Below are 21,016 nucleotides of genomic sequence, written 5' to 3' on the forward strand. Positions count from 1 at the left end.
GATGAAAAAGAAAGAACACATATTACTCTTCCCACATCAATTATTTCAGAATTCTCCAATTCTAAATATTAATGCAGAAATCTATCTCATTGAAGAGTATCTATTTTTCATACAGTATAAATTCCATAAACAAAAAATAGCGTTTCACCGAGCTTCTATGAAGGCTTATGCCGATTTTTTAAAGTCTAAAGGTAAAACTGTTCATTATATTGAAGCAACTTCAGACGATAGTGACATCAGAACATTGATACCCAAACTGATTGACAATGGTGCAGAAACGCTTCATATTATTGACCCAACAGACAATTGGTTAGAAAAACGTATTAAATCAAATGCAAAAGACTTAACAATTGAATGGTACGAAAGCCCGCTGTTTATCAATACAAAAAAAGATTTAAGCTCATTTTTTAAACCTTCAAAAAATAAATTCTTTCAAACCTCCTTTTATAAAGAACAACGGAAAAAACGAGATATTTTAATAGTTTCCAAAGAACCAGAAGGTGGCAAATGGACTTACGATTCTGAAAACCGAAAGAAATACCCAAAAGATAAAACACCTCCAAATATTCAATTTCCTGATAAATCAAAATATCACAAAGAAGCCGAAAACTATGTAGAGGAACACTTTGGTAATCATTACGGAGAACTGAATGACTTCTTAGCTTACCCAATCGATTTTGAATCTGCAGAGCAATGGTTACAGCAATTTTTCGACTATCGCTTTCATGAATTTGGAGTTTATGAAGATGCCATTGTAAAAGAAGAACATTTTTTAAATCATAGTTTGTTATCTCCATTAATCAATATTGGTTTGCTAAACCCTTCCGAAGTGATTGATAATGCTATTGATTATGCTAAATCTAATGATGTTCCAATAAATTCCACAGAAGGATTTGTGAGACAAATTTTAGGTTGGCGAGAATTTATTAGAGGTGTTTACGAAGTAAAAGGTACAGAAGAGCGTACCAAGAATTTCTGGAATTTTAAACGAAAAATCCCTTCGTCATTTTATGATGGTTCCACTGGTATAAAACCTGTTGATGATGTAATTAAGAAAGTTAACAAAACTGCTTATGCACATCATATAGAACGTCTGATGATTCTGGGAAATTTTATGGTGCTTTGCGAATTTGATCCAGATGATGTTTATCAATGGTTTATGGAATTATTCATTGATGCCTATGATTGGGTTATGGTACCCAATGTATATGGCATGAGTCTGTTTGCCGATGGTGGTTTAATGTCTACCAAACCTTACATAAGTAGTAGCAACTACATCATGAAAATGAGTAATTATTCCAAAGGTGATTGGCAAGACGTATGGGATGGATTATTCTGGACATTTATGGATAAACATAGAAACTTTTTTGAAAGCAATCCTAGATTAGGTATGCTCTTAGGTAATCTCGATCGCATGAAAAAAGAGACTTTAGAAAACCATTTTAATAACGCTGAAAAATTCCTCAAGACTCTAAAGTGACACCTAAACCACATATCAACGTCGTCTGGTTAAAACGAGACTTAAGGCTTCAGGATAATGAAGCTATTAGTAATGCACTTAATACTGATAAACCTACCCTACTGCTCTATGTGTTTGAACATATTTTACTCAACGATAACCATTACAGCGAACGTCATTTTAATTTTATTAAAGAATCCATTAGAGATCTCAATGAGCAATTAAAACCTTTTGACTCTAAAGTTCTTGCGGTAACAAGTGATGTTCAAACTGTATTTAATATAATTCAAGAATTCTATAAAATTGACGCCATTTACTCTCATGTAGAAACTGGCATTTTGGTGACATACAACAGAGATAAAGAATTTACACGTTACTGTAGAAACAATTTTATTCAATGGAATGAAAGTAAAAACAATGGCGTAGAACGTGGACTCATAAACAGAGATAACTGGTTAGAAAAGTGGGAGGACTATATGAGTCAACCTCTCGACGTATTTCAACCTACACAAAATCAACTAATAGATATAAACACCATATCAAAATTAGAAAATGTTCTAACTGTTGCAGATTTAGACACACCTAAAGATTCGTTATTTCAAAAAGGAGGAAGTACTACTGCTTGGAAATATGCTTATTCATTTTTTGAAAATCGTCATAAAGACTATATGTTCAACATATCAAAACCTGAAGCATCACGCACAAGTTGTAGTAGACTTTCACCTTATATTGCTTGGGGCAATATATCTATAAGGCAGATTTTCAAAAAAGCACAAAAAGTCAAGGAACAAAGTAAAGATAAAAGACATATTGGTGGCTTTTTATCGCGCTTACGTTGGCAAGCACATTTTATTCAAAAGTTTGAAATGGAACATACCATGGAAAACGAAAGCGTTAACAAAGGGTATCACAAATTAAAAAAGAGCATCTCTCTAAAATACCAACAAGCTTGGCAAGAAGGTCAAACAGGTTATGTAAACTTTAGAATGCGGGCGATGCTAGTTTCGTTCTTTACTCACATTTTATGGCAACCTTGGCAAAATGCTTCTGAACATTTATCGCAACAGTTTTTAGATTTTGAACCTGGTATTCATTTTCCGCAATTGCAAATGCAAGCTGGTGAAACAGGAATAAATAACTTAAGAATTTACAATCCAACCTTAAATGGACTTAAACACGATCCTGATGCTGAATTTATAAAAAAATGGGTACCAGAACTTGCTCACCTAGATATTCCTTTTATTCACGAACCTTATTTAATGACCGAATTAGAGCAAGGCTTGTACGAATTTAAACTTGGCAAAGACTATCCAGAACCCATCGTAGACATTAAAGAAAACAGAAAGCGTGCTAGCGATATACTTTGGAATATGAAAAAAAATCCAGAGGTTGTAAAAGAAAGTTTTCGCATTTTAAAACGACACACTTTACAAGACAGAAATAGCCTTTTGAGAAACAACTAAGCTGTTTTGCTTTACTATAAAAATATTACCATCATAATTCTCTGTTAATTTTGTTTAACTTTTTAAAATAAAAGTTAAACATTTAGTATATTTGAATATGCTAATAGATACTACACATCATAATTCTGAACACAAACAAATCATTTCTGATTTAGTTGGTAAACCATATAGTTTGGTACAGAAATTGAAACTAAGAGGTGTAGGCTCTAAGCGCATGATTATTGACGAAGTTAGCCCTAATTTACAACAAGTTTTAAATACAGTATCGGACATAAATTACGGTAATATTGAATTGCGACCAAAAGGCATTTTGGTTCATATTACAAAAGGCTTAAAAAACTTTACTTGGATTATACCTTATTACCATTTGGTTATTTATAAAATCAATGGTTCTAGCATACATGCACAAGGAAAATTTGTGCACTTTAGAGCTAACAAAACTTTTAGAGAAAATAAGAAATTTTTCGACAAGTTAGTCGACCAAAAAACAAAGCATGATATGCTTTACAAGATACCTCAGTCTTTATGGATTTAACCCAAAGACATATAGATCGAGTTATTGAAATGGCTTGGGAAGATCGAACACCTTTTGAAGCTATAAAATTTCAATTCGATTTAAAAGAACAAGAGGTTATCACTTTAATGCGCAAGGAATTAAAGCCTAGTAGCTTTAGATTATGGCGAAAACGCGTTCAAGGAAGAGCTACTAAACACATAAAAAAAAGAACGTTCGACAAAGGCAGATTTAAATGCTCACGTCAAAAAACAATAACGCACAACTCTATTTCAAAACGCTAACACGTGCTTTGATTTAAGCTTGGAGTACTTAAAGACAGCACATTAAAAAGATGCTATGAATACAAAAGCAATTTCCAAAAAAAATGGTCACAACCTCAACGGTTTTAGTACAGAAGCTATTGGTGACGACCATCTATTTACAAGCTTAGAAACACCAATGAAAGCAAACGCTTTCGACATGTCTAATGAAGAAAAGAAAAACAGAATTTCCATTTTATTTTCTGAAATTATGGACGTTTTAGGTTTAGATCTTACAGACGATTCACTTAGTGGCACACCAGACCGCGTTGCCAAAATGTATGTTGAAGAAATATTTTCGGGTTTAGACCCTCAAAATAAACCCAAGGTTGCATTATTTGATAATAAATATCAATACAACCAAATGTTGGTGGAAAAGAATATCACTTTTTATTCCAACTGTGAACATCACTTTGTGCCAATTATAGGAAAAGCGCATATTGCTTACAAATCTTCAGGTAAAGTTATTGGGCTTTCAAAACTCAACAGAATCGTTCAATATTACGCTAAAAGACCTCAGGTACAAGAACGTTTAACGCAGCAAATAGCCAACGAGCTAAAAACGATTTTAGATACTGAGGATATTGCTGTAATTATTGATGCTAAACACCTTTGCGTTTCTTCAAGAGGTGTCCAAGATGATACCTCTACTACAGTTACGACCTACTATGGTGGCATTTTTAATACGCCAGAAAAAATAAATGAAATTCAGAATTACATAAATAATTAAGTCATGGATATAATAGATCAAGCCAAAGAATTCGAAAACAGAAAGTTTTCATTCAAGACAACTAGCGACAGAATTTTAGCTGCCAGAGAAGCTAAAGACATAATTCTTGCTGTAAACGAGATTTACAAAAAGAAAAAAGACCAAAAACTTATGGATCTTATGAAGCGCCTGACGGTTATAAAACAAAAAATAGAAAAACGTTTAAAAGGTAAGCCCTTAACTGCTGCATAATGAAAACTATAATTGTTATAGGAGGAAGCAAAGGCATTGGTAAAGCCATAATTTCGTCTTTGCTTTCTTCTTATGATAACATTATTAATATCAGTAGAACTGAACCCGAAGTTTCTGGTGATAATGTAAAGCATTATTCTTGTGATATTCTCACGGATGATTTACCAGATATTGAAAGTGCAGAGGGACTGGTTTATTGCCCTGGAAGCATTAATCTTAAGCCTATAAACCGTTTAAGTATTGAAGATTTTCAAGACGATTTTAATATCAATGTTATTGGAGCTGTAAAAGCGATTCAAAAATATTTACCGGCATTAAAGAAAGGAAATAATCCTTCTATTATACTTTTCAGTACTGTTGCTGCAAAATTAGGAATGCCGTTTCATGCTAGTGTTGCTGCATCAAAATCGGCAGTTGAAGGTTTAACAAAATCTTTAGGCGCTGAACTAGCACCAACGGTTCGAGTTAATGCTATTGCACCAACAGTGACTGATACACAGTTAGCATCAAAACTTTTGAGAAACGATAGTATGGTTGAAAAAATGAACGAACGTCATCCTCTTAAAAAATTCCTTCAACCTGAAGAAGTTGCTGATATGGCTGCTTTTTTATTGTCTGATAAAGCTGCATCATTATCAGGACAGATTTTTGAAATGGATTGTGGAATCGTAAGCTTTAAACTTTAGTGTTTGATGAAAAAAATCCAATATCTCATACTATTTTTAGTCATTAACTTTGGTGGTTTAGCTTTAGGAAGCTGGCTGATGGATAATGGACCAACCTCTGATTGGTATTTAAGTTTAAGTAAAGCTCCTTGGACTCCGCCTGGTTGGTTATTTGGTGTGGCTTGGGGCACAATTATGGCTTGTTTCTCTTGGTATTTAGTAGAGCTGTTTATACTGAGAGCTTCAAAATATTTATGGATGATATATGTGTTTCAGGTCATTTTGAATGTTGGCTGGAACTATGTATTTTTCAATCAACATTTAACCACTGTCGGGCTTGGAGTTATTATCCTACTAACCTTAGTCATTCTTTATTTATTCATAACATTTAGAAGTGATCGATTGAAATATGCCAAATATCTACTTCTACCCTATATCATTTGGTTGTGTATTGCTACATCACTAAATGCTTACATCGTTTTAAATAACTAAACATGAAAATTTATACCTTACATAAAAAGCAGAATTTACCAATTTCTGTAGATGAAGCATGGGATTTTTTATCCGACCCAAAAAATTTAAAAACCATTACTCCAGATTATATGGGTTTTCATATACTCTCTGGTTCCGATAGACCAATGTTTCCCGGACAAATTATTCAATATATTGTCACACCTGTTTTAGGAATTAAAACAAAATGGGTTACAGAAATCACACACGTTAAGGATAAAGAATATTTTGTAGATGAACAACGTTTTGGACCTTATTCCCTTTGGCATCATAAGCATTTCATAAAACCTATTGAAGGAGGTATAGAGATGGAAGATATTATAGATTATAAAGTTCCTATGGGTATTTTGGGTCAAATGGTACATCCTATTTTGGTAAAGCCAAAACTTGAAGAAATTTTTAATTACAGAACAACAAAGCTTGAAGCGCTTTTCGGAAAATATTAATATGAGCAAGACAGTAAACATATTTTGGTTTCGTAGAGACCTTAGACTAGATGATAATGTAGGGTTTTATGAAGCCTTAAAAGGTGAACATCCTGTTTTACCAATTTTTATTTTCGATTCTGAAATATTAGACAAATTACCTGAAGACGATGCTCGTGTTACTTTTATACACGAAACCTTGCAAAACATGCGACAAACTTTGCAGGATGAACATAGCAGCAGCATTGCCATATATCATGGTAAACCGATTGAAATCTACAAACAACTTAAAGAAGACTTTAAGATTGATACTGTTTACACCAATCATGATTATGAACCTTATGCCAAGGAACGTGACGAAGAAATTCAATCCTTTTTAAAAACACAAAACATTGAATTTAAAACGTTCAAAGATCAAGTGATTTTTGAAAAGGACGAAGTAGTGAAGAATGATGGTGATCCTTATGTCGTTTACACTCCTTATATGAAAACTTGGAAGGAGAAATTCAAAACCATTGATTTAGAAATTTTTTATACCAATGAATATCTAAACAATTTAATAGAGCATACACGCTTACCTAATCTGAGTTTATCTGATATCGATTTTACAAAGTCAAAACAAGAGATTGCGAATTATGATGTTACACCAACGCTGATTCAAGACTACGAAGACACTCGAAATTTCCCAGCTAAAGACAGCACCTCTCGTTTAGGACCTCACCTTCGTTTTGGAACAGTAAGTGTTCGAAAAATGGTAAAAAAAGCTATAGCTGAAAAAAATGAAGTCTTTTGGCAAGAACTTATTTGGCGTGAGTTCTTTATGCAAATCCTATGGCATTTTCCACATACGGTAGATAAGGCTTTTAAAGCTAAATATGACAGAATTGAATGGAGGAATAACGAGGAAGAATTCAAAACGTGGTGTGAAGGAAAAACTGGTTATCCTTTAGTTGATGCAGGAATGCGTGAATTAAACGAAACAGGTTTTATGCACAACAGAGTACGCATGTTAGTTGGTAGCTTTTTGTGCAAACACTTACTTATAGATTGGCGTTGGGGAGAAGCGTATTTTGCAGAAAAATTACACGATTACGAAATGGCAAGCAATGTTGGTAATTGGCAATGGGTTGCTGGTTCTGGTGTAGATGCTGCGCCTTATTTCAGAATTTTTAATCCAACAACTCAAATTCAGAAATTTGACAAAGAACATCACTACATAAAAAAGTGGGTTCCAGAATATCAAGAACTCACATATCCTAAACCTATGGTAGACCATAAAAAGGCTAGAGAACGTTGTTTAGAAACTTACAAAACAGCCTTAAATTAAAAAAAGCTTCAAGTTGATTCTTGAAGCTTTTCGTTTATAAAATATTTTTCAATTCTAATTTCCTTCTACACGCTCAATTTTAGCTCCAATAGCTCTTAAACGTTCATCAATATTTTCGTAACCTCTATCAATTTGTTCAATATTATGAATTGTAGACGTTCCTTTTGCAGATAAAGCTGCAATTAATAATGATATACCAGCTCTAATATCTGGTGAGGTCATTGTTGTAGCTTTTAGTGTAGATTTAAAGTCATGTCCGATTACAGTTGCTCTATGCGGATCACAAAGTATAATTTTTGCTCCCATATCAATTAACTTATCTACAAAGAATAAGCGACTTTCAAACATCTTTTGGTGAATCAGAACTTCACCTCTGGCTTGCGTTGCTATTACTAAAACAATACTTAGCAAATCTGGCGTAAATCCTGGCCAAGGTGCATCTGCTATTGTTAGAATAGAGCCATCAATATAATTCTGAATTTGGTACCCATCTGTATGTGCAGGAATATGAATATCATCTCCTTGTTGCTCTACCGTAATTCCTAATTTTCTAAATACTGATGGAATTTGTCCTAAATCGTCCCAGCTTACATCTTCAATCGTCAATTCACTTTTGGTCATAGCAGCTAAGCCAATCCAACTACCAATTTCAATCATATCTGGTAGCATTTTGTGTTCGGTACCACCTAAACTTTCAACACCATCTATAATGAGCATATTAGAACCAATACCTGAGATTTTGGCACCCATTCTATTTAGCATTTTACACAACTGCTGTAAATAAGGTTCACAAGCCGCATTGTAAATTGTTGTTTTACCTTTAGCTAAAACGGCAGCCATAACAATGTTTGCTGTACCTGTCACAGAAGCTTCGTCTAAAAGCATGTATGTACCTTTAAGCTCGTCTGCTTCTACTCCGTAAAAATAGTCTTCTCTATTGTATCTGAATTTTGCGCCAAGATTTATAAAACCTTCAAAGTGCGTATCTAAACGACGACGACCAATTTTATCACCACCTGGTTTTGGGATATACCCTTTACCAAAACGCCCTAATAAAGGCCCAACAATCATTATAGAACCGCGTAACCCCTTTCCATCTTCCTTAAATTCTGCCGATTCCAAATATTTTAGGTTGACTTCGTCTGCTTTAAAAGTGTAAGATCCTTTACCTAACTTTTCGATTTTTACTCCAAGCTTTCCTAATAAAGCAATGAGTTTATTAACATCAATAATATCTGGAATATTATTTATCGTAACCGTTTCTGGAGTTAATAAAACTGCACAAAGTATTTGTAAAGCTTCATTTTTAGCGCCTTGAGGTTTAATAGATCCTTTAAGTTGGTGTCCGCCTTCTATTTTAAATGTACTCATTCGCTATTAGTAACGTTTACGGTTGTTAGAATATTTTTTCTTTCCTTTTTTATTGGAATTATTCTTACTATACTTTGATTTTGAACGCATTAAACTATTAGCATCACTTAAATCTTCATCAACATTCTTTAGGTTTATTTTTCCTCCAGAAAGCTCATAAAGATGATCGAAAATCACATCATCTTCCACTGTATCTTTGTTCCAATTAAGGAAACACTTTTTCATATGATTGGCAATAGTAAAGGTCAAAGCTTCCTTTAAATCACCATCCTCCCAACTTACAGCAACATCAATCATCGTTTTGATATTATTACCATAAAAACGGTATTTCGGATGGTTTTGAGGATATTTTAAAGGCTCTGGCCTTGCTTGAATATCTTCTTTTGAAGGTTTGCCGTATGGTGAGTCTACATCAATATCAAAATCTGCCATTATAAAAAGCTGATCCCATAATTTATGTTGAAAATCTGGCACATCTCTTAAATGTGGTTGTAGATTTCCCATCACCGAAATTATAGCTTTTGCTACTTTGTTACGTTCTTCTTTAGTCTCACGCGACCTCGCATAATTAATCATCTTTTGCAGATGACGTCCATACTCGGGAATAATAAGATGTTCGCGCTCTGTATTGTATTCTAAATTGTCGATCAAAATTATAAAATGTGTAGTAAATAATTATTAAAACCTGAAGTCTCTAGGTTTTGTTGCAAAGTACAAAAAATTATGATGCTTAAAAGAAATTTAAAGAGAAATTACTCCTTCCACATTTTCTGCAACCTCCTTGTATTTGGCAATTACAGCTTCAGGATTTTTCATTCTAACATTGATGGATACACTGGTATATTTACCATTTTTAGATTCGTTGGTATTAATTACCGCACCCAAATTATCAAAAAGGTCTTCTATATCTTTAATTCCACTCCCCTTAGAAACCACAATAAATTTATACAAATACTCTGAAGGCCAGAGTGCTGTATCGTAGAGTTGTGACTTAAGTTTATCGTAAAATTCTTCTGTTTTTTTAGAACTATCCATATCAAAATTTTTCAGTTGCAAAGATACATTTAACTTTACACTTTTATCTTTTTATTTTTGTCACGAATTATACTTCAAAAACATTGCCAATATTGAATCCTAAAAAAATTGTTATCGCTGGTGGTCCAGGCACAGGAAAAACGTCCATTATCAATCATTTAATAGCTGATGGTTATTTATGTTATGAAGAAATTTCTAGACAAGTAACGCTACAAGCTAGAGCTGAAGGCATAGATCAGCTTTTTTTAACCGAGCCGCTACGCTTTAGTGAAAAATTATTAGAGGGCAGAATTAAGCAGTTTAATGATGCCGAAAAAGAATCTTCGGAAGTTGTTTTTATAGACAGAGGTTTACCTGACGTTTTGGCTTATATGGATTATATAGGTGACACCTATCCTGATCATTTTGTAAATGCTTGTGAAACCTATAAATACGATGCTATTTATATTTTGGCACCTTGGCAAGACATATTTACAAGTGATAGCGAACGCTATGAAAACTTTGAAGAAGCCATAGAAATACACCATCATTTGCTTGAAGCCTACAAGCGATTTGGGTATCATTTAATCGATGTTCCTTTTGATAGTGTTGAGAATAGAAGTAAATTTATTCTAGACTCATTAAATTTGCAGTAATGCATCCTATAGAAGTTTTAGAACGCTATTGGAATCATAGTTCCTTTAGGCCATATCAAGAAGAGATTATAACTTCGGTTTTAGAGCACGAAGACACTTTTGCCTTGCTACCAACTGGTGGTGGAAAATCAATTTGTTTTCAAATTCCGGCTTTAATTCAAGATGGGATTTGTATTGTAGTCTCACCTTTAATTGCTTTAATGAAAGACCAGGTAAATACTTTAAAGCAAAAAGGTATAAAAGCTATTGCATTAACTTCAGGATTATCTTATGCTGAATTAGATACCAAGTTAGACAATTGTATTTACGGTAACTATAAATTTCTATACCTCTCACCAGAACGTCTACAACAACCTATTGTACAAGAACGTATTCAGCAAATGCGTGTGAATTTAATCGCTGTAGATGAAGCTCATTGTATTAGCCAATGGGGAAATGATTTTAGACCAGCTTACAAAAATATTAGTATGTTGAGGCAAATACATCCGCATGTGAATTGTATTGCACTAACCGCTACAGCAAAACGAGACGTCGTTGAGGATATCATTGATAATTTAGACTTTATTAATCCGAAGATTTATAAGGCATCATTTTCTAGACCGAACATTGCTTATGGTGTTATTAAAACTGACGATAAGCTTTTTCAGCTTCAACATATTTTAAAAACCAATCAAGGAGCTTCAATTGTCTATGTAAGAAATAGACGAAGTACCATTGAAATCAGTAATTATTTAAATGCTAAAGGTTTTGCTTCCACATTTTATCATGGTGGCATAACTAATAAAGAAAAGCAAGAGCGACTTTACCAATGGACCAATGAGCAAAAGCAAATCATGGTAGCAACTACGGCTTTTGGAATGGGTATTGACAAAGCTAACGTACGCAATGTTATTCATTTTAATTTACCCGAAAGTCTCGAAAATTATTACCAAGAAGCCGGAAGAGCTGGAAGAGACGGAAAACCAGCAAAAGCCATTATTTTAAAACAAGCGATAGATGAAGATCATTTACGAAATCAGTTTCTGAGTACATTGGCTTCCGTTGAGTTTGTTAAGACCGTTTTTAATAAACTTTGTAACTACTTTCAAATCCCTTATGGTGAAGGCGAAAATAGTCTACATCAGTTCGATTTTAAAACCTTTTGTTCTACTTACAAATTACATCCAGGTATTACTTACAATGCCTTATTGTTATTAGATAGAAATGCTGTTATTTCACTCAATCAGCATTTTAACTTTAGAACTAAAATTCAATTTGTAATAACAAATGCGGCTTTATTTCAATATTTAGAAAGGCATTTACAGCTCAATACTATTGTAAAAGTATTGCTAAGAACGTACGGAGGTATTTTTGATTATGAAACCAAAGTGAACCTGAATCTTATTGTTCAGAAAACGGAGCTTTCAGAAAAAGATGTTATTGCTCAGCTAAAACAATTAGAAAAGGATGAGATTATAAAACTTCAGATTGCCAATACCGATTCTGAAATCACTTTTTTAAAACCTCGTGAAGACGACATCACTATTAACCCAATTGCCAAAACCATTAAACAACAGCATACACTAAAACATCAGCAAATTGCTTCGGTTTTAAGCTATGTTAATAATGATACCAAATGTAGAAATCAACAGCTCTTGGCCTATTTTGGTGAAAGTTCTAATGAAGAATGTGGTATTTGTTCCGTTTGCAGAAAAAATACTAAAGGATATAAGCCCTCAAAAACTAAGGTTTCAGATCAAATTCTAAAAGCTTTACAGAATGAAGCTTTATCTTCGCGGCAATTACTTTATAAACTTGAATGTTCAGAAAAAGAATTACTAGAAAGCCTTTCTGAACTCATTGAAATTAGAAAAATTAAAATCACAAACGCTAACACCTATTCTATTATATGACGGACAAACGCAACTTACGAATTGTTTTTATGGGTACACCAGATTTTGCAGTAGCAACCTTAAAAACCTTAATTGATAACAATTATAATGTTGTTGGTGTCATCACCGCACCAGACCGACCAGCTGGTCGTGGTCAAAAGTTAAAAGCATCTGCTGTAAAAGAGTTTGCGCTAAAGCATGATTTAAATGTTTTACAGCCTAAAAACTTAAAAGCAGAAGATTTTGTTAACGAACTAAAAGCCTTAAATGCCAATCTACAGATTGTAGTGGCTTTTAGAATGCTACCAGAAGTTGTTTGGCAAATGCCAGAATACGGTACTTTTAACCTTCATGCTTCGTTATTACCACAATACAGAGGTGCTGCTCCGATACATTGGGCTATTATAAATGGTGAAACTAAAACGGGAGTTACCACATTCTTTATAGATGAAAAAATTGATACTGGTGCTATTATAGCCAGTAAAGAAACAGAAATTAAAGATGACACTACTGTTGGTGAGCTTCATGATGAACTTATGGAAGTTGGTAGCCAACTCGTTATAGAAACCGTAAAGCAAATTGAAGAAAACTCAGTTAGAACTACAATACAGACTCAAGAAGACGATTTAAAAACAGCTTACAAGCTCAATCGTGATAATTGTAAAATAGATTGGTCTTTACCTTTAGATACTATATATAATAAAATAAGAGGCTTAAATCCTTTTCCAACGGCTTGGTGTTATCTTAATAACGGGGAAGAAACATCTTTAACGGTTAAAATTTATGGTGTAGAAAAAGTTAAAGACGAGCATAATCTTGACAATGGTTTTATCATCTCAGATAAAAATGAATTAAAGGTAGCTTGCTCAGGAGGTTATATAAATATTAAAGAAATGCAACTTCCTGGAAAACGAAAAATGGATGTAAAATCACTTTTAAATGGATATAATTTTTCCGAATCAGCAAAACTGCTGTAAACCCCTGTTATCATTGGTTTTATAAAAAATCCGACGAAATGCATGGTCTTTATTAACAAATGCCCTAAGTTATCAACAATATCCCGTATTTCCCTTGCTATTACTTGCGTAGCTTAATTTTCCTAATAATTTTGTCTGACGGATTTTAAGAACTAATATTTAAAAACCGATTTTTTAACAATTTAAATTTAATATTTATGAACAAAACAGATTTAATCAATGGTATGGCAGAGAATGCTGGAATTACAAAAGCAGCTGCAAAAAAAGCATTAGATTCTTTATTAATTGATATCGAAGGATCTCTACAAAAAGGAAACAGAGTTTCTTTAGTAGGTTTTGGTTCTTGGTCAGTTTCTAAAAGAGCTGCAAGAGAAGGAAGAAACCCTCAAACTGGTAAAACTATCAAGATTAAAGCTAAAAATGTAGTAAAGTTTAAGGCAGGTTCTGACTTAAGCAATGCTGTTAACTAAGACATTTTTTGTTTAAAATATCAAGTCCGCTCGTTGAGCGGACTTTTTTTATTCCAATTTTTAAAGCCATTATTTTGCATTTTTGATAAAAAAAATTTAGATTTAGTTGTCCTAAAAGCAAAAAAGTGATGAATAAACCCGAAAAAGGCAACCTATTAATTGCTGAACCATCCATAATCGGTGACTTATCATTCAACCGTGCCGTTATTCTTTTGGCAGATCATAATGCTTTAGGATCAGTAGGCTTTATCCTGAACAAACCTTTAAACTATAACCTTAAAGATCTTATTGAAGGTACCGATTCGGAATTCACTATCTATAATGGTGGTCCTGTAGAGCAAGACAATCTTTATTTTATTCATAAATCACCGGAGCTTATACCAAATAGTATAGAAATTTCTAATGGTATATTTTGGGGAGGCGACTTTAATGTTGTCCTAGACCTTATCAATAAAAATATGATATCTAAAGAAGACATTAAATTCTTTTTAGGATATTCGGGTTGGGATGAGCAACAACTAGATAACGAACTTCAATCTAATGCTTGGCTTGTTTCAGAAAACATTCACAACAACGAAATCATTGCCAAAAGCTGTTCTACATTTTGGCGCGAAAAAATGTTAGAATTGGGTGGTGACTACAGTATTTGGTCTAATGCACCAGAAAATCCAAGTTATAACTGAGCCAAACGCAGTTTAGCATTCAATTTACCTACCAAACCTTTAGAAAACTGTGTCGAAAATTTCTTTTTACGATATTGAGTTATTGGTACAATACCTTTTATAACATTGGTTACAAATAATTCATCTGCTTTTTGAAGTTCAAAAGGACTTATAGAAGCTTCTTCAACATATAGATTAACATTTTTTGAAAGGATTTCGAGAATCTGTTTCCTCATTACTCCTTTTAGACAACCATCTTCAAGAGGTGGTGTTTTTATCTTATCGCCTTTTACCAAAAAAAGGTTTCCGTTTAGGGCTTCAATAACGCTTTTATTAGTGTTTAATACTAAACAATTATCAAAATCATTTTCATTGGCATAAATACTTCCCAAAACCTGAATAGCTTTATTGTTAGATTTTAGACCAGAAAGTAATCCTGGAGCCATGAAATAATCTTTATACAGATCTACAATATAATTAGAGTCTTCGTCTATAGAATAGAAAGGTTCTGAATGTACTTCCGCAGTAATATTATAATTTACTTCAGCTTCAGTGGATGGTAAATATAAACCTCCTTCACCTCTATCAACATTAAAACGGACTCTTGCAGCTGTATTGAGCAAGTCATTGGCTTCAACAGTTTTTAATATTTCGGCTTCCAGAAATTCCATTGTAAAATTCATAGGAATATCCATTCTAAGAATACGCATAGAAGCCATTAACCTAAAGTAATGATCTTCCCAAAAAAATATTTTGCCATTTACAACTTTTAGGGTTTCAAATAAAGCATCTCCATACTTATAACCTCTATTGTTTGTAGATAATTTTGAATCTGTTTTTGGAAGTATTGTTCCGTTAAAATTTACCATAAAAAAAGTCTCGATTTATATAAAATATGAAATCGAGACAAAGATATAATAGAATAGTTAGTTACACCTTATGCTGAGCCTAAAACTTGTTTTAGACCAGAAATTTGGTTTTCCCAAAGCATTTTAGCTTCTTCTACTTCATCATCTTCTGCATAATCCGTAATCATCAAGGAAACATCTTTTGTTATCTCATCGACTTGGATACGCATTTCAAAATAGTAAGAAGCACCATCTTCATCATCACTTAGCCATCTAAATTTTATTCTTTCACCACTTTTTTTACTTAATAATTTGGCCTGTTCCTCGGAACCATCCCAAATAAAAGTAAACATTTCACCACGAGAATTTACGTTATCAGCAAACCACTCTGATAAACCCGAAGGTGTTGATATATACTGGTACAGAAGCGATGGTGATGCATGTACCACAAACTCCATTTCAAATTTTTCTTTATCGTCCATATATGCGTTGTATTATGTGCTCAATATATGCAATTATGGTTCAATTCAAAACTTTATATGAAAAATAATTTTTTTAGAATGTATTGTTTGTGGTACTAGATTTTGTTTATATATTTGCAACCGCAAAAATGGCGAGGTAGCTCAGTTGGTTAGAGCGTCGGATTCATAACCCGGAGGTCTCGAGTTCAAATCTCGATCTCGCTACAAAAACTTAAATTACACAAAATCAACGGTTTAGTTCACGCTAAACCGTTTTTTTATGTGTATTATTTATGATTTGATTACCTTAGAGTTCTTAAACGAACACGATTTAGAACACGATTTGGAACACAAAAGAAAATTTTCAGCACCAAAAATTTTTGACGCAGACGGAGATTTAAGCAAGCGATGGTATGTTTATTTTTCGTACCGCAACCCGGAGACGGGAAAGATGAAACGCATGAAAAACATATACGGAGGTGCAAATCGATTTAAAACTAAAGCCGAGCGCTATAGTGTACTTAGTCTATATAAGAAGCGTTTATTGCGGTTTTTGAAACAAGGTTATAATCCGTTTGAAGACAATACAGAGCTTTACCAAAGGCATACTCAAAAACCAACACAAACTACTGAAAATCATAAAGTTTTAAGATCTACAGAAACTTTACCGCAGAAGGAACACGAAAAAGAACACGTTTCTGAAGTTACACCCAAAACAGAGCCAAAACCTGTTGAAAAAACAACACCAAATCCGAAAAAAGAAAAACCACTAAAACCCTTGTCACCAAAGGTTTTAGACGCCTTTAACCGTGCATTAGAGCTAAAAATCAACGTCACCAAAGCAAAAACACTCGAGGACTATACATCTCGTATCTATAAATTTCACAGATGGCTTAAAAAAAGACATAAAGCAATAACTCATATTGAGCATTTAGAAAAAAAGCATGTCTTAGAATTTCTTAATGAAGTACAGCTTCAATCTTCACCAAGAAATAGAAATAATTACAAAACAGTGTTTAGCACAATTTTTCAGGTTTTAGAAGATAACGAAATTATAGAGCGTAATTTTATAAAAAGTATTAAGTCGTTAAAATCTAAACCTCAGCGACACAAAACCTATACCGATAAGGAGCAAGAACGTATTTTTAGCCATTTAGAAAAAGAAGATCCTATTCTCCTACTCTACATTAAATTCATTTCGTATAACTTTCTAAGACCTCTAGAAGTTTGTCGATTGAAAATTAAGGATATTAATTTTGATGAAAAGACTTTAAAATTTGAAGCCAAGAATAAGGTTTTAAAGACTAAACTCATACCAGACATTTTGTTTAACGAACTGCCTGATCTTTCGAAATGCCAACCAGAAGATTTATTGTTTACACCAAACAAAATTGGAGGACCATGGAAAGCAACAGAAATTAACCGCAGAACTAATTTTGGGAAACGATTTTCAGAGATAAAAAAAGAACTAGGTTTTAATAAAGATTATACACTCTACAGTTTTAGACATACTTTTATCACAAGACTATACAGGGCAATGGCTAAAGATACTTCACCTTTTGAAGCCAAAAGTAGACTAATGCTTATCACAGGTCATAGTACTATGACAGCATTAGAAAAATATCTTCGTGATATAGATGCTGAGTTACCGCAAGATTATTCCGATTTATTAAAAGGTAAAAAAATATGAATCAAAACACATTAGAAGCTTTACTCCTAGGAATTAGTCAACCTGCAATATTCTTCCTTCCTAGAAAGTTGTTTGAAAAAGCAATAGGTAAAGATCTAAGCGAACTCGATAACATTAAATTCACTAATCATTTAATTGTTAGAAATAAGGAGAACGAATATAAGGTCTACTCAAATATTTATGATGCTCTCCCTATAACGGATAAAAAGGTAATTCTAAATTCTAACCTTTTTGAAATTTTAAAAATGCGAGAGCAGTATAATGATGATACTTTTAAATTTTTTATAGATCAATATTTTACAGAACTAGATACTTGGCTGACAGTTGCTGAATTGACTAAAAATGATGCTTTACATCAAACCTTGAACTATGATTCTCATGTACAAGGGTACTTAGAATCACAGTACGATCTTCTAAAGAACCACAAAGAACAACTGAAATCTCATTTCGGTATTTGGAAGGACTTAGTTGATTATAGTAGAGTTTTTAAAATGAAACCTCCTTCATTCCAAGATCTAAAAAATGTTGATCAAAAGGTTAATAAGTCTAAACCAAAAAAGTCTATACCAAGAATTTCAAAACCTAAGAAAGCCGATACAAAGCAGAAAGCCATATTGCCAACAAAAGAAGAGGTTGATTTAGTATTGTTGCAGCAGGTTTTTAACATCGACCCTAAACTTTTGAAAGAAAAACGGTAACTTAGCGTAAAACAAACGTTTATTTTACGCTTAAATGAGAGACAAGGAATTTTATATATGCGAATATTGTTACATTAAGTACAAACCCAAACGACGCCGAGTACAGCGATATTGCAGTAATTCTTGTCGTTCTGCGGCATATCATTCACGAAAAACTGTAAACAACAACAACTTACCGCAACAAAAGTCACCTGATAACACTAACCAAAGTATGTCTTTGGCAGGTGTAGGTAATGCAGCTACTGGAACCCTATTAGCTGATACCATAACCAAACTTTTAACTTCTGAAAAGAATAAACCTGCCACAAAAGGAGATTTAATTTCCATTATAGAAAAACTAAATGCTAGATACCATCCTATAAAAAATTTGCCGGCTAATCACCTTGGTGACTATCCCTATTATGATATGCAGGAAGGTATAGTAATATATATTAGTGTAAACAATTATTAATCAAAATACTCCTCTTCAATATGCTTTTTTATTATGGAACATATACTATATGGTATTTTCCTCTTGGACGTATCATAAGGTTGGTCACCAAATTTATTCCTATACACATCCGATATGTATAAATCCCCTAGTTTCTCCTTTAAGTAGCTATAGTTGTTATTAGTAATATATTTTAATACTTGTTTTTGTGTTTTTTTCTGAAGTTCAAAACGTTTGAGCATTTTCTCAGGGTTTGAATAGTCTATTTTACTTTCATCATAACTCAAAAGAAATGCAGAAACTACCTCTAAATATTCAAAAAAAGTAAGCTTACCTGAGTTTTTAGAGTTTCCTTCATTTATTTTATCATTGTATTTACCCTGAAAAAAAAATTTCAACCAATAATTAAATGGACGAGGATCTGGATAGCCTAATTCTTTTCTGGTATTTGCTAGATTAAAAATAACATTCTCATTAATATAATTGATAAGGTTATCTTTAGAGGTTTCAGATATGTCAACGTGCTGTGCTGCATTTCTTAACAGCCCTAAGTTATTTAAGAATGTTTCTTTACTTTCTCGAGTTTCTTCTTTTAAAATGTTTTGCTTTACTTTTTGTAGATTTTCAAAGGTCTCTTTTAAATTAGATGCCTCTGTAAAAGAATTCAAAATTTGAATAATTTTATCCAATCCAAACTCAGAAAAAATTAATTCTTGAAGATTATCATTTTTTTTAGATTGTTCTAAAATTGCTTTAAAAGCCTCCTTAGCTTTTTCTTCACTGCCATACTTATTTATAAACAAACCCTCTACAACTTTCAAACTACTGCTATTACTCAGAAGCTGCTTATTTTCATCAATCAACTTTATAAAATCTATCATATAAACAAAAATAGCAATGCTATAAAAACATTGCTATTAGTTTGGAAAATTTATAAACTCATTTTATCATGAACTTATGCTATAAAAATAGTAAAAATCATTTTTACTAAACCAATTAGGATTATCTAAATTAGGTTTTAGTTTTCTTCCCTAGAATGCCAGTATTCTTCGTTATTGGGGTTCAATTGGTTTGCATGGTTATCTAAATCCGCTTGTGTTGGTTCATCTTTAAATCTTTTCATTTTTTATATTTTAAAATTAATATGATTCAAAGTTATGAAGGAAGGCTTGTAGGATTTTTTAAATAATACATGAATCCTAAAGTCATGCAGCCTACTACTCCAATACTAATCCTTAAGCTCAAAATCAAATGGATTATCAGAACTAATTGGTAAAATATCTAAATACTTCTTATGAAGCTTGAGATTAGTAATTAAATCATAATGTATACTTCCAAATTTAGTAAAGTGTTCCATGGTCGGTTTATACTTCTCCATGAGCTCAAACTCTTCCTTAGAATATAATTCAGCAAATATAAATGCATCTATACAACTTGAACAATCAACGATAACGTCTAAGTTTTCAGACAATCGAATAAAACCTGTTTTTCGCCATTTTTCAGTGCGTTCAAAAACATTATGTAATTCGATATCCTTATTATCTATTAACCATTGCACCAAACTCTTTTCAGACTTAATTGAATGGTATTCTTTCAATGCCTTACTAGAAGACCTTGCATTATATTTAAAATCTAAAAAACTTACAACATCATAACATAACTCGTCAAACTCAATAAAACCATTATATTTTTCTAACACAAATGGATCGTTGAATCCAAAACGCTTTACAATATCTTTATATTTTTTCTTCCAGTCCTCAAGGTCATCAATATTTATTAGCTGGTTCCTAGTTAGATACTTGAAATCATCAACCGCTCTATCGGCCTTTTGTTTTTTGTATAAATAACTTTCTGATGGAACAAAATTTGTATTACTTTCTTCATAAAATGAGAATGTAATATTATTCTGGATTTTATCCTTATGTAAAAAGTCATGACATAAATATATGTCTATTACCTCGTCACCTCTTACCTCAAAAAACAAGTCCAAGGATAAACCGTTTGAAATAAAACTATGGGAAGTACATCCTTTATTACAAGACCCACAACTTCCAACTAACACTTTATCAAAACCCTTAAAGCCTCCATTTACCTCTTTTTGAATCTCACTTTTTAAAGCTTTTAAAAAACTCGCTTTAGGAACACCCATGTATGATCTATTGTCGTCAAGTAATAGATCTAACTTTTCTAGATTTAATGTTTTGATACACTCTATTATGTTTTGTAATGAAGTTTTCATAAA

The 21,016-nt window shown here is 32.7% G+C and carries 25 protein-coding genes and 1 tRNA gene; 19 read left to right on the forward strand and 7 right to left on the reverse strand.

Translation table 11 applies throughout. The features are described from left to right. Position 1: 1 nt before the first annotated feature. The 10 genes from AC2H4K_RS00805 (at position 2) to AC2H4K_RS00850 (ending at position 7,626) form a co-directional block, all read left to right on the forward strand. Positions 2–1,480, forward strand: a complete 1,479-nt coding sequence (locus AC2H4K_RS00805; RefSeq protein WP_493742690.1) for a cryptochrome/photolyase family protein — start codon at positions 2–4, stop codon at positions 1,478–1,480. Next, entirely contained in the window at positions 1,477–2,922 is a 1,446-nt protein-coding gene (locus AC2H4K_RS00810; RefSeq protein ID WP_493742691.1) for a cryptochrome/deoxyribodipyrimidine photo-lyase family protein, read from the forward strand. The genes AC2H4K_RS00805 and AC2H4K_RS00810 overlap by 4 nt, the downstream gene beginning before the upstream one ends. Before the next feature lie 97 nt (positions 2,923–3,019). After that, the gene (locus AC2H4K_RS00815) at positions 3,020–3,457 is read left to right on the forward strand and encodes a hypothetical protein (protein WP_281141422.1); all 438 of its coding nucleotides are present in this window, start codon (positions 3,020–3,022) and stop codon (positions 3,455–3,457) included. Next, positions 3,448–3,720 (forward strand): TIGR03643 family protein, encoded by a 273-nt coding sequence (locus tag AC2H4K_RS00820; protein ID WP_281141286.1) that lies wholly within the window; start codon positions 3,448–3,450, stop codon positions 3,718–3,720. Before AC2H4K_RS00815 ends, AC2H4K_RS00820 begins: the two co-directional genes overlap by 10 nt. Before the next feature lie 55 nt (positions 3,721–3,775). Continuing rightward, positions 3,776–4,468: a GTP cyclohydrolase I FolE gene (gene folE, locus AC2H4K_RS00825; RefSeq protein WP_243471579.1), complete on the forward strand. Its 693-nt coding sequence runs from the start codon at positions 3,776–3,778 to the stop codon at positions 4,466–4,468. A gap of 3 nt (positions 4,469–4,471) precedes the next feature. Continuing rightward, the gene (locus AC2H4K_RS00830) at positions 4,472–4,699 is read left to right on the forward strand and encodes a hypothetical protein (RefSeq protein ID WP_243471578.1); all 228 of its coding nucleotides are present in this window, start codon (positions 4,472–4,474) and stop codon (positions 4,697–4,699) included. Next, a complete protein-coding gene (locus tag AC2H4K_RS00835) occupies positions 4,699–5,385 on the forward strand; it encodes an SDR family NAD(P)-dependent oxidoreductase (protein ID WP_493742692.1) in 687 nt (228 codons plus the stop codon). Before AC2H4K_RS00830 ends, AC2H4K_RS00835 begins: the two co-directional genes overlap by 1 nt. Before the next feature lie 6 nt (positions 5,386–5,391). After that, on the forward strand, positions 5,392–5,856 hold the full coding sequence (locus tag AC2H4K_RS00840; protein WP_281141283.1) for a TspO/MBR family protein: 465 nt from the start codon (positions 5,392–5,394) through the stop codon (positions 5,854–5,856). Positions 5,857–5,858: 2 nt separating this feature from the next. Beyond that, a complete protein-coding gene (locus AC2H4K_RS00845; protein ID WP_281141282.1) occupies positions 5,859–6,320 on the forward strand; it encodes an SRPBCC family protein in 462 nt (153 codons plus the stop codon). A gap of 1 nt (position 6,321) precedes the next feature. Beyond that, a complete protein-coding gene (locus AC2H4K_RS00850) occupies positions 6,322–7,626 on the forward strand; it encodes a cryptochrome/photolyase family protein (RefSeq protein WP_281141281.1) in 1,305 nt (434 codons plus the stop codon). A gap of 54 nt (positions 7,627–7,680) precedes the next feature. Here the strand turns inward: AC2H4K_RS00850 and murA are convergent, their stop codons facing one another. The 3 genes from murA to AC2H4K_RS00865 all read right to left on the reverse strand — a co-directional run bounded on the left by murA (position 7,681) and on the right by AC2H4K_RS00865 (position 10,032). Continuing rightward, on the reverse strand, positions 7,681–8,997 hold the full coding sequence (gene murA, locus AC2H4K_RS00855) for a UDP-N-acetylglucosamine 1-carboxyvinyltransferase (protein WP_281141280.1): 1,317 nt from the start codon (positions 8,995–8,997) through the stop codon (positions 7,681–7,683). Positions 8,998–9,003: 6 nt separating this feature from the next. Then, positions 9,004–9,648: a DUF4290 domain-containing protein gene (locus tag AC2H4K_RS00860; protein ID WP_281141279.1), complete on the reverse strand. Its 645-nt coding sequence runs from the start codon at positions 9,646–9,648 to the stop codon at positions 9,004–9,006. Positions 9,649–9,738: 90 nt separating this feature from the next. After that, positions 9,739–10,032, reverse strand: a complete 294-nt coding sequence (locus tag AC2H4K_RS00865) for a DUF493 family protein (protein WP_281141278.1) — start codon at positions 10,030–10,032, stop codon at positions 9,739–9,741. 92 nt (positions 10,033–10,124) lie between these two features. On the opposite strand from AC2H4K_RS00865, the gene AC2H4K_RS00870 reads away from it, so the two are divergent. The 5 genes from AC2H4K_RS00870 (at position 10,125) to AC2H4K_RS00890 (ending at position 14,668) form a co-directional block, all read left to right on the forward strand. Further along, positions 10,125–10,667: an AAA family ATPase gene (locus AC2H4K_RS00870; RefSeq protein WP_281141277.1), complete on the forward strand. Its 543-nt coding sequence runs from the start codon at positions 10,125–10,127 to the stop codon at positions 10,665–10,667. After that, positions 10,667–12,559 carry a RecQ family ATP-dependent DNA helicase gene (locus tag AC2H4K_RS00875; protein WP_281141276.1) on the forward strand — a complete coding sequence of 631 codons (1,893 nt, stop codon included), beginning with the start codon at positions 10,667–10,669 and terminating at the stop codon, positions 12,557–12,559. Before AC2H4K_RS00870 ends, AC2H4K_RS00875 begins: the two co-directional genes overlap by 1 nt. Continuing rightward, the gene (gene fmt, locus AC2H4K_RS00880) at positions 12,556–13,515 is read left to right on the forward strand and encodes a methionyl-tRNA formyltransferase (protein WP_281141275.1); all 960 of its coding nucleotides are present in this window, start codon (positions 12,556–12,558) and stop codon (positions 13,513–13,515) included. Before AC2H4K_RS00875 ends, fmt begins: the two co-directional genes overlap by 4 nt. Before the next feature lie 197 nt (positions 13,516–13,712). Continuing rightward, complete coding sequence (locus AC2H4K_RS00885) at positions 13,713–13,985, forward strand: HU family DNA-binding protein (RefSeq protein ID WP_281141274.1); 273 nt, start codon at positions 13,713–13,715, stop codon at positions 13,983–13,985. 128 nt (positions 13,986–14,113) lie between these two features. Beyond that, positions 14,114–14,668, forward strand: a complete 555-nt coding sequence (locus tag AC2H4K_RS00890; RefSeq protein WP_281141273.1) for a YqgE/AlgH family protein — start codon at positions 14,114–14,116, stop codon at positions 14,666–14,668. Here AC2H4K_RS00890 and AC2H4K_RS00895 read toward each other — a convergent pair. Continuing rightward, the gene (locus AC2H4K_RS00895; RefSeq protein ID WP_281141272.1) at positions 14,659–15,516 is read right to left on the reverse strand and encodes an aminotransferase class IV; all 858 of its coding nucleotides are present in this window, start codon (positions 15,514–15,516) and stop codon (positions 14,659–14,661) included. The two genes, AC2H4K_RS00890 and AC2H4K_RS00895, sit on opposite strands and share 10 nt — an antisense overlap. Positions 15,517–15,584: 68 nt before the next feature. Beyond that, a complete protein-coding gene (locus tag AC2H4K_RS00900) occupies positions 15,585–15,977 on the reverse strand; it encodes an START-like domain-containing protein (protein ID WP_281141271.1) in 393 nt (130 codons plus the stop codon). Between the two features lie 130 nt (positions 15,978–16,107). Between AC2H4K_RS00900 and AC2H4K_RS00905 the strand changes: the two genes are divergently transcribed. From AC2H4K_RS00905 to AC2H4K_RS00920, 4 genes are all read left to right on the forward strand, one after another. After that, positions 16,108–16,181, forward strand: a tRNA-Met gene (locus AC2H4K_RS00905). Positions 16,182–16,236: 55 nt separating this feature from the next. Continuing rightward, on the forward strand, positions 16,237–17,646 hold the full coding sequence (locus AC2H4K_RS00910; RefSeq protein WP_493742693.1) for a tyrosine-type recombinase/integrase: 1,410 nt from the start codon (positions 16,237–16,239) through the stop codon (positions 17,644–17,646). Next, on the forward strand, positions 17,643–18,344 hold the full coding sequence (locus tag AC2H4K_RS00915) for a hypothetical protein (RefSeq protein WP_493742694.1): 702 nt from the start codon (positions 17,643–17,645) through the stop codon (positions 18,342–18,344). Before AC2H4K_RS00910 ends, AC2H4K_RS00915 begins: the two co-directional genes overlap by 4 nt. A gap of 34 nt (positions 18,345–18,378) precedes the next feature. After that, the gene (locus tag AC2H4K_RS00920) at positions 18,379–18,795 is read left to right on the forward strand and encodes a hypothetical protein (RefSeq protein ID WP_493742695.1); all 417 of its coding nucleotides are present in this window, start codon (positions 18,379–18,381) and stop codon (positions 18,793–18,795) included. On the opposite strand, the gene AC2H4K_RS00925 is transcribed toward AC2H4K_RS00920, so the two are convergent. After that, positions 18,792–19,655: a hypothetical protein gene (locus tag AC2H4K_RS00925; protein WP_493742696.1), complete on the reverse strand. Its 864-nt coding sequence runs from the start codon at positions 19,653–19,655 to the stop codon at positions 18,792–18,794. The genes AC2H4K_RS00920 and AC2H4K_RS00925 overlap by 4 nt on opposite strands. Positions 19,656–20,002: 347 nt before the next feature. Continuing rightward, entirely contained in the window at positions 20,003–21,013 is a 1,011-nt protein-coding gene (locus AC2H4K_RS00930; RefSeq protein WP_493742697.1) for a hypothetical protein, read from the reverse strand. Between the last annotated feature and the right edge of the window lie 3 nt (positions 21,014–21,016).

It is taken from the genome of Winogradskyella sp. 266wxhm, assembly GCF_058964685.1.

Coding starts and splice junctions, on each gene's coding strand:
- AC2H4K_RS00805 (WP_493742690.1), top strand. CDS start 2: ATGAAAAAGAAAGAACACATATTACTCTTCCCACATCAATTATTTCAG.
- AC2H4K_RS00815 (WP_281141422.1), top strand. CDS start 3,020: ATGCTAATAGATACTACACATCATAATTCTGAACACAAACAAATCATT.
- AC2H4K_RS00820 (WP_281141286.1), top strand. CDS start 3,448: ATGGATTTAACCCAAAGACATATAGATCGAGTTATTGAAATGGCTTGG.
- folE (WP_243471579.1), top strand. CDS start 3,776: ATGAATACAAAAGCAATTTCCAAAAAAAATGGTCACAACCTCAACGGT.
- AC2H4K_RS00830 (WP_243471578.1), top strand. CDS start 4,472: ATGGATATAATAGATCAAGCCAAAGAATTCGAAAACAGAAAGTTTTCA.
- AC2H4K_RS00835 (WP_493742692.1), top strand. CDS start 4,699: ATGAAAACTATAATTGTTATAGGAGGAAGCAAAGGCATTGGTAAAGCC.
- AC2H4K_RS00840 (WP_281141283.1), top strand. CDS start 5,392: ATGAAAAAAATCCAATATCTCATACTATTTTTAGTCATTAACTTTGGT.
- AC2H4K_RS00845 (WP_281141282.1), top strand. CDS start 5,859: ATGAAAATTTATACCTTACATAAAAAGCAGAATTTACCAATTTCTGTA.
- AC2H4K_RS00850 (WP_281141281.1), top strand. CDS start 6,322: ATGAGCAAGACAGTAAACATATTTTGGTTTCGTAGAGACCTTAGACTA.
- murA (WP_281141280.1), bottom strand. CDS start 8,997: ATGAGTACATTTAAAATAGAAGGCGGACACCAACTTAAAGGATCTATT.
- AC2H4K_RS00865 (WP_281141278.1), bottom strand. CDS start 10,032: ATGGATAGTTCTAAAAAAACAGAAGAATTTTACGATAAACTTAAGTCA.
- AC2H4K_RS00875 (WP_281141276.1), top strand. CDS start 10,667: ATGCATCCTATAGAAGTTTTAGAACGCTATTGGAATCATAGTTCCTTT.
- fmt (WP_281141275.1), top strand. CDS start 12,556: ATGACGGACAAACGCAACTTACGAATTGTTTTTATGGGTACACCAGAT.
- AC2H4K_RS00885 (WP_281141274.1), top strand. CDS start 13,713: ATGAACAAAACAGATTTAATCAATGGTATGGCAGAGAATGCTGGAATT.
- AC2H4K_RS00890 (WP_281141273.1), top strand. CDS start 14,114: ATGAATAAACCCGAAAAAGGCAACCTATTAATTGCTGAACCATCCATA.
- AC2H4K_RS00895 (WP_281141272.1), bottom strand. CDS start 15,516: ATGGTAAATTTTAACGGAACAATACTTCCAAAAACAGATTCAAAATTA.
- AC2H4K_RS00900 (WP_281141271.1), bottom strand. CDS start 15,977: ATGGACGATAAAGAAAAATTTGAAATGGAGTTTGTGGTACATGCATCA.
- AC2H4K_RS00910 (WP_493742693.1), top strand. CDS start 16,237: ATGTGTATTATTTATGATTTGATTACCTTAGAGTTCTTAAACGAACAC.
- AC2H4K_RS00915 (WP_493742694.1), top strand. CDS start 17,643: ATGAATCAAAACACATTAGAAGCTTTACTCCTAGGAATTAGTCAACCT.
- AC2H4K_RS00920 (WP_493742695.1), top strand. CDS start 18,379: ATGAGAGACAAGGAATTTTATATATGCGAATATTGTTACATTAAGTAC.
- AC2H4K_RS00925 (WP_493742696.1), bottom strand. CDS start 19,655: ATGATAGATTTTATAAAGTTGATTGATGAAAATAAGCAGCTTCTGAGT.
- AC2H4K_RS00930 (WP_493742697.1), bottom strand. CDS start 21,013: ATGAAAACTTCATTACAAAACATAATAGAGTGTATCAAAACATTAAAT.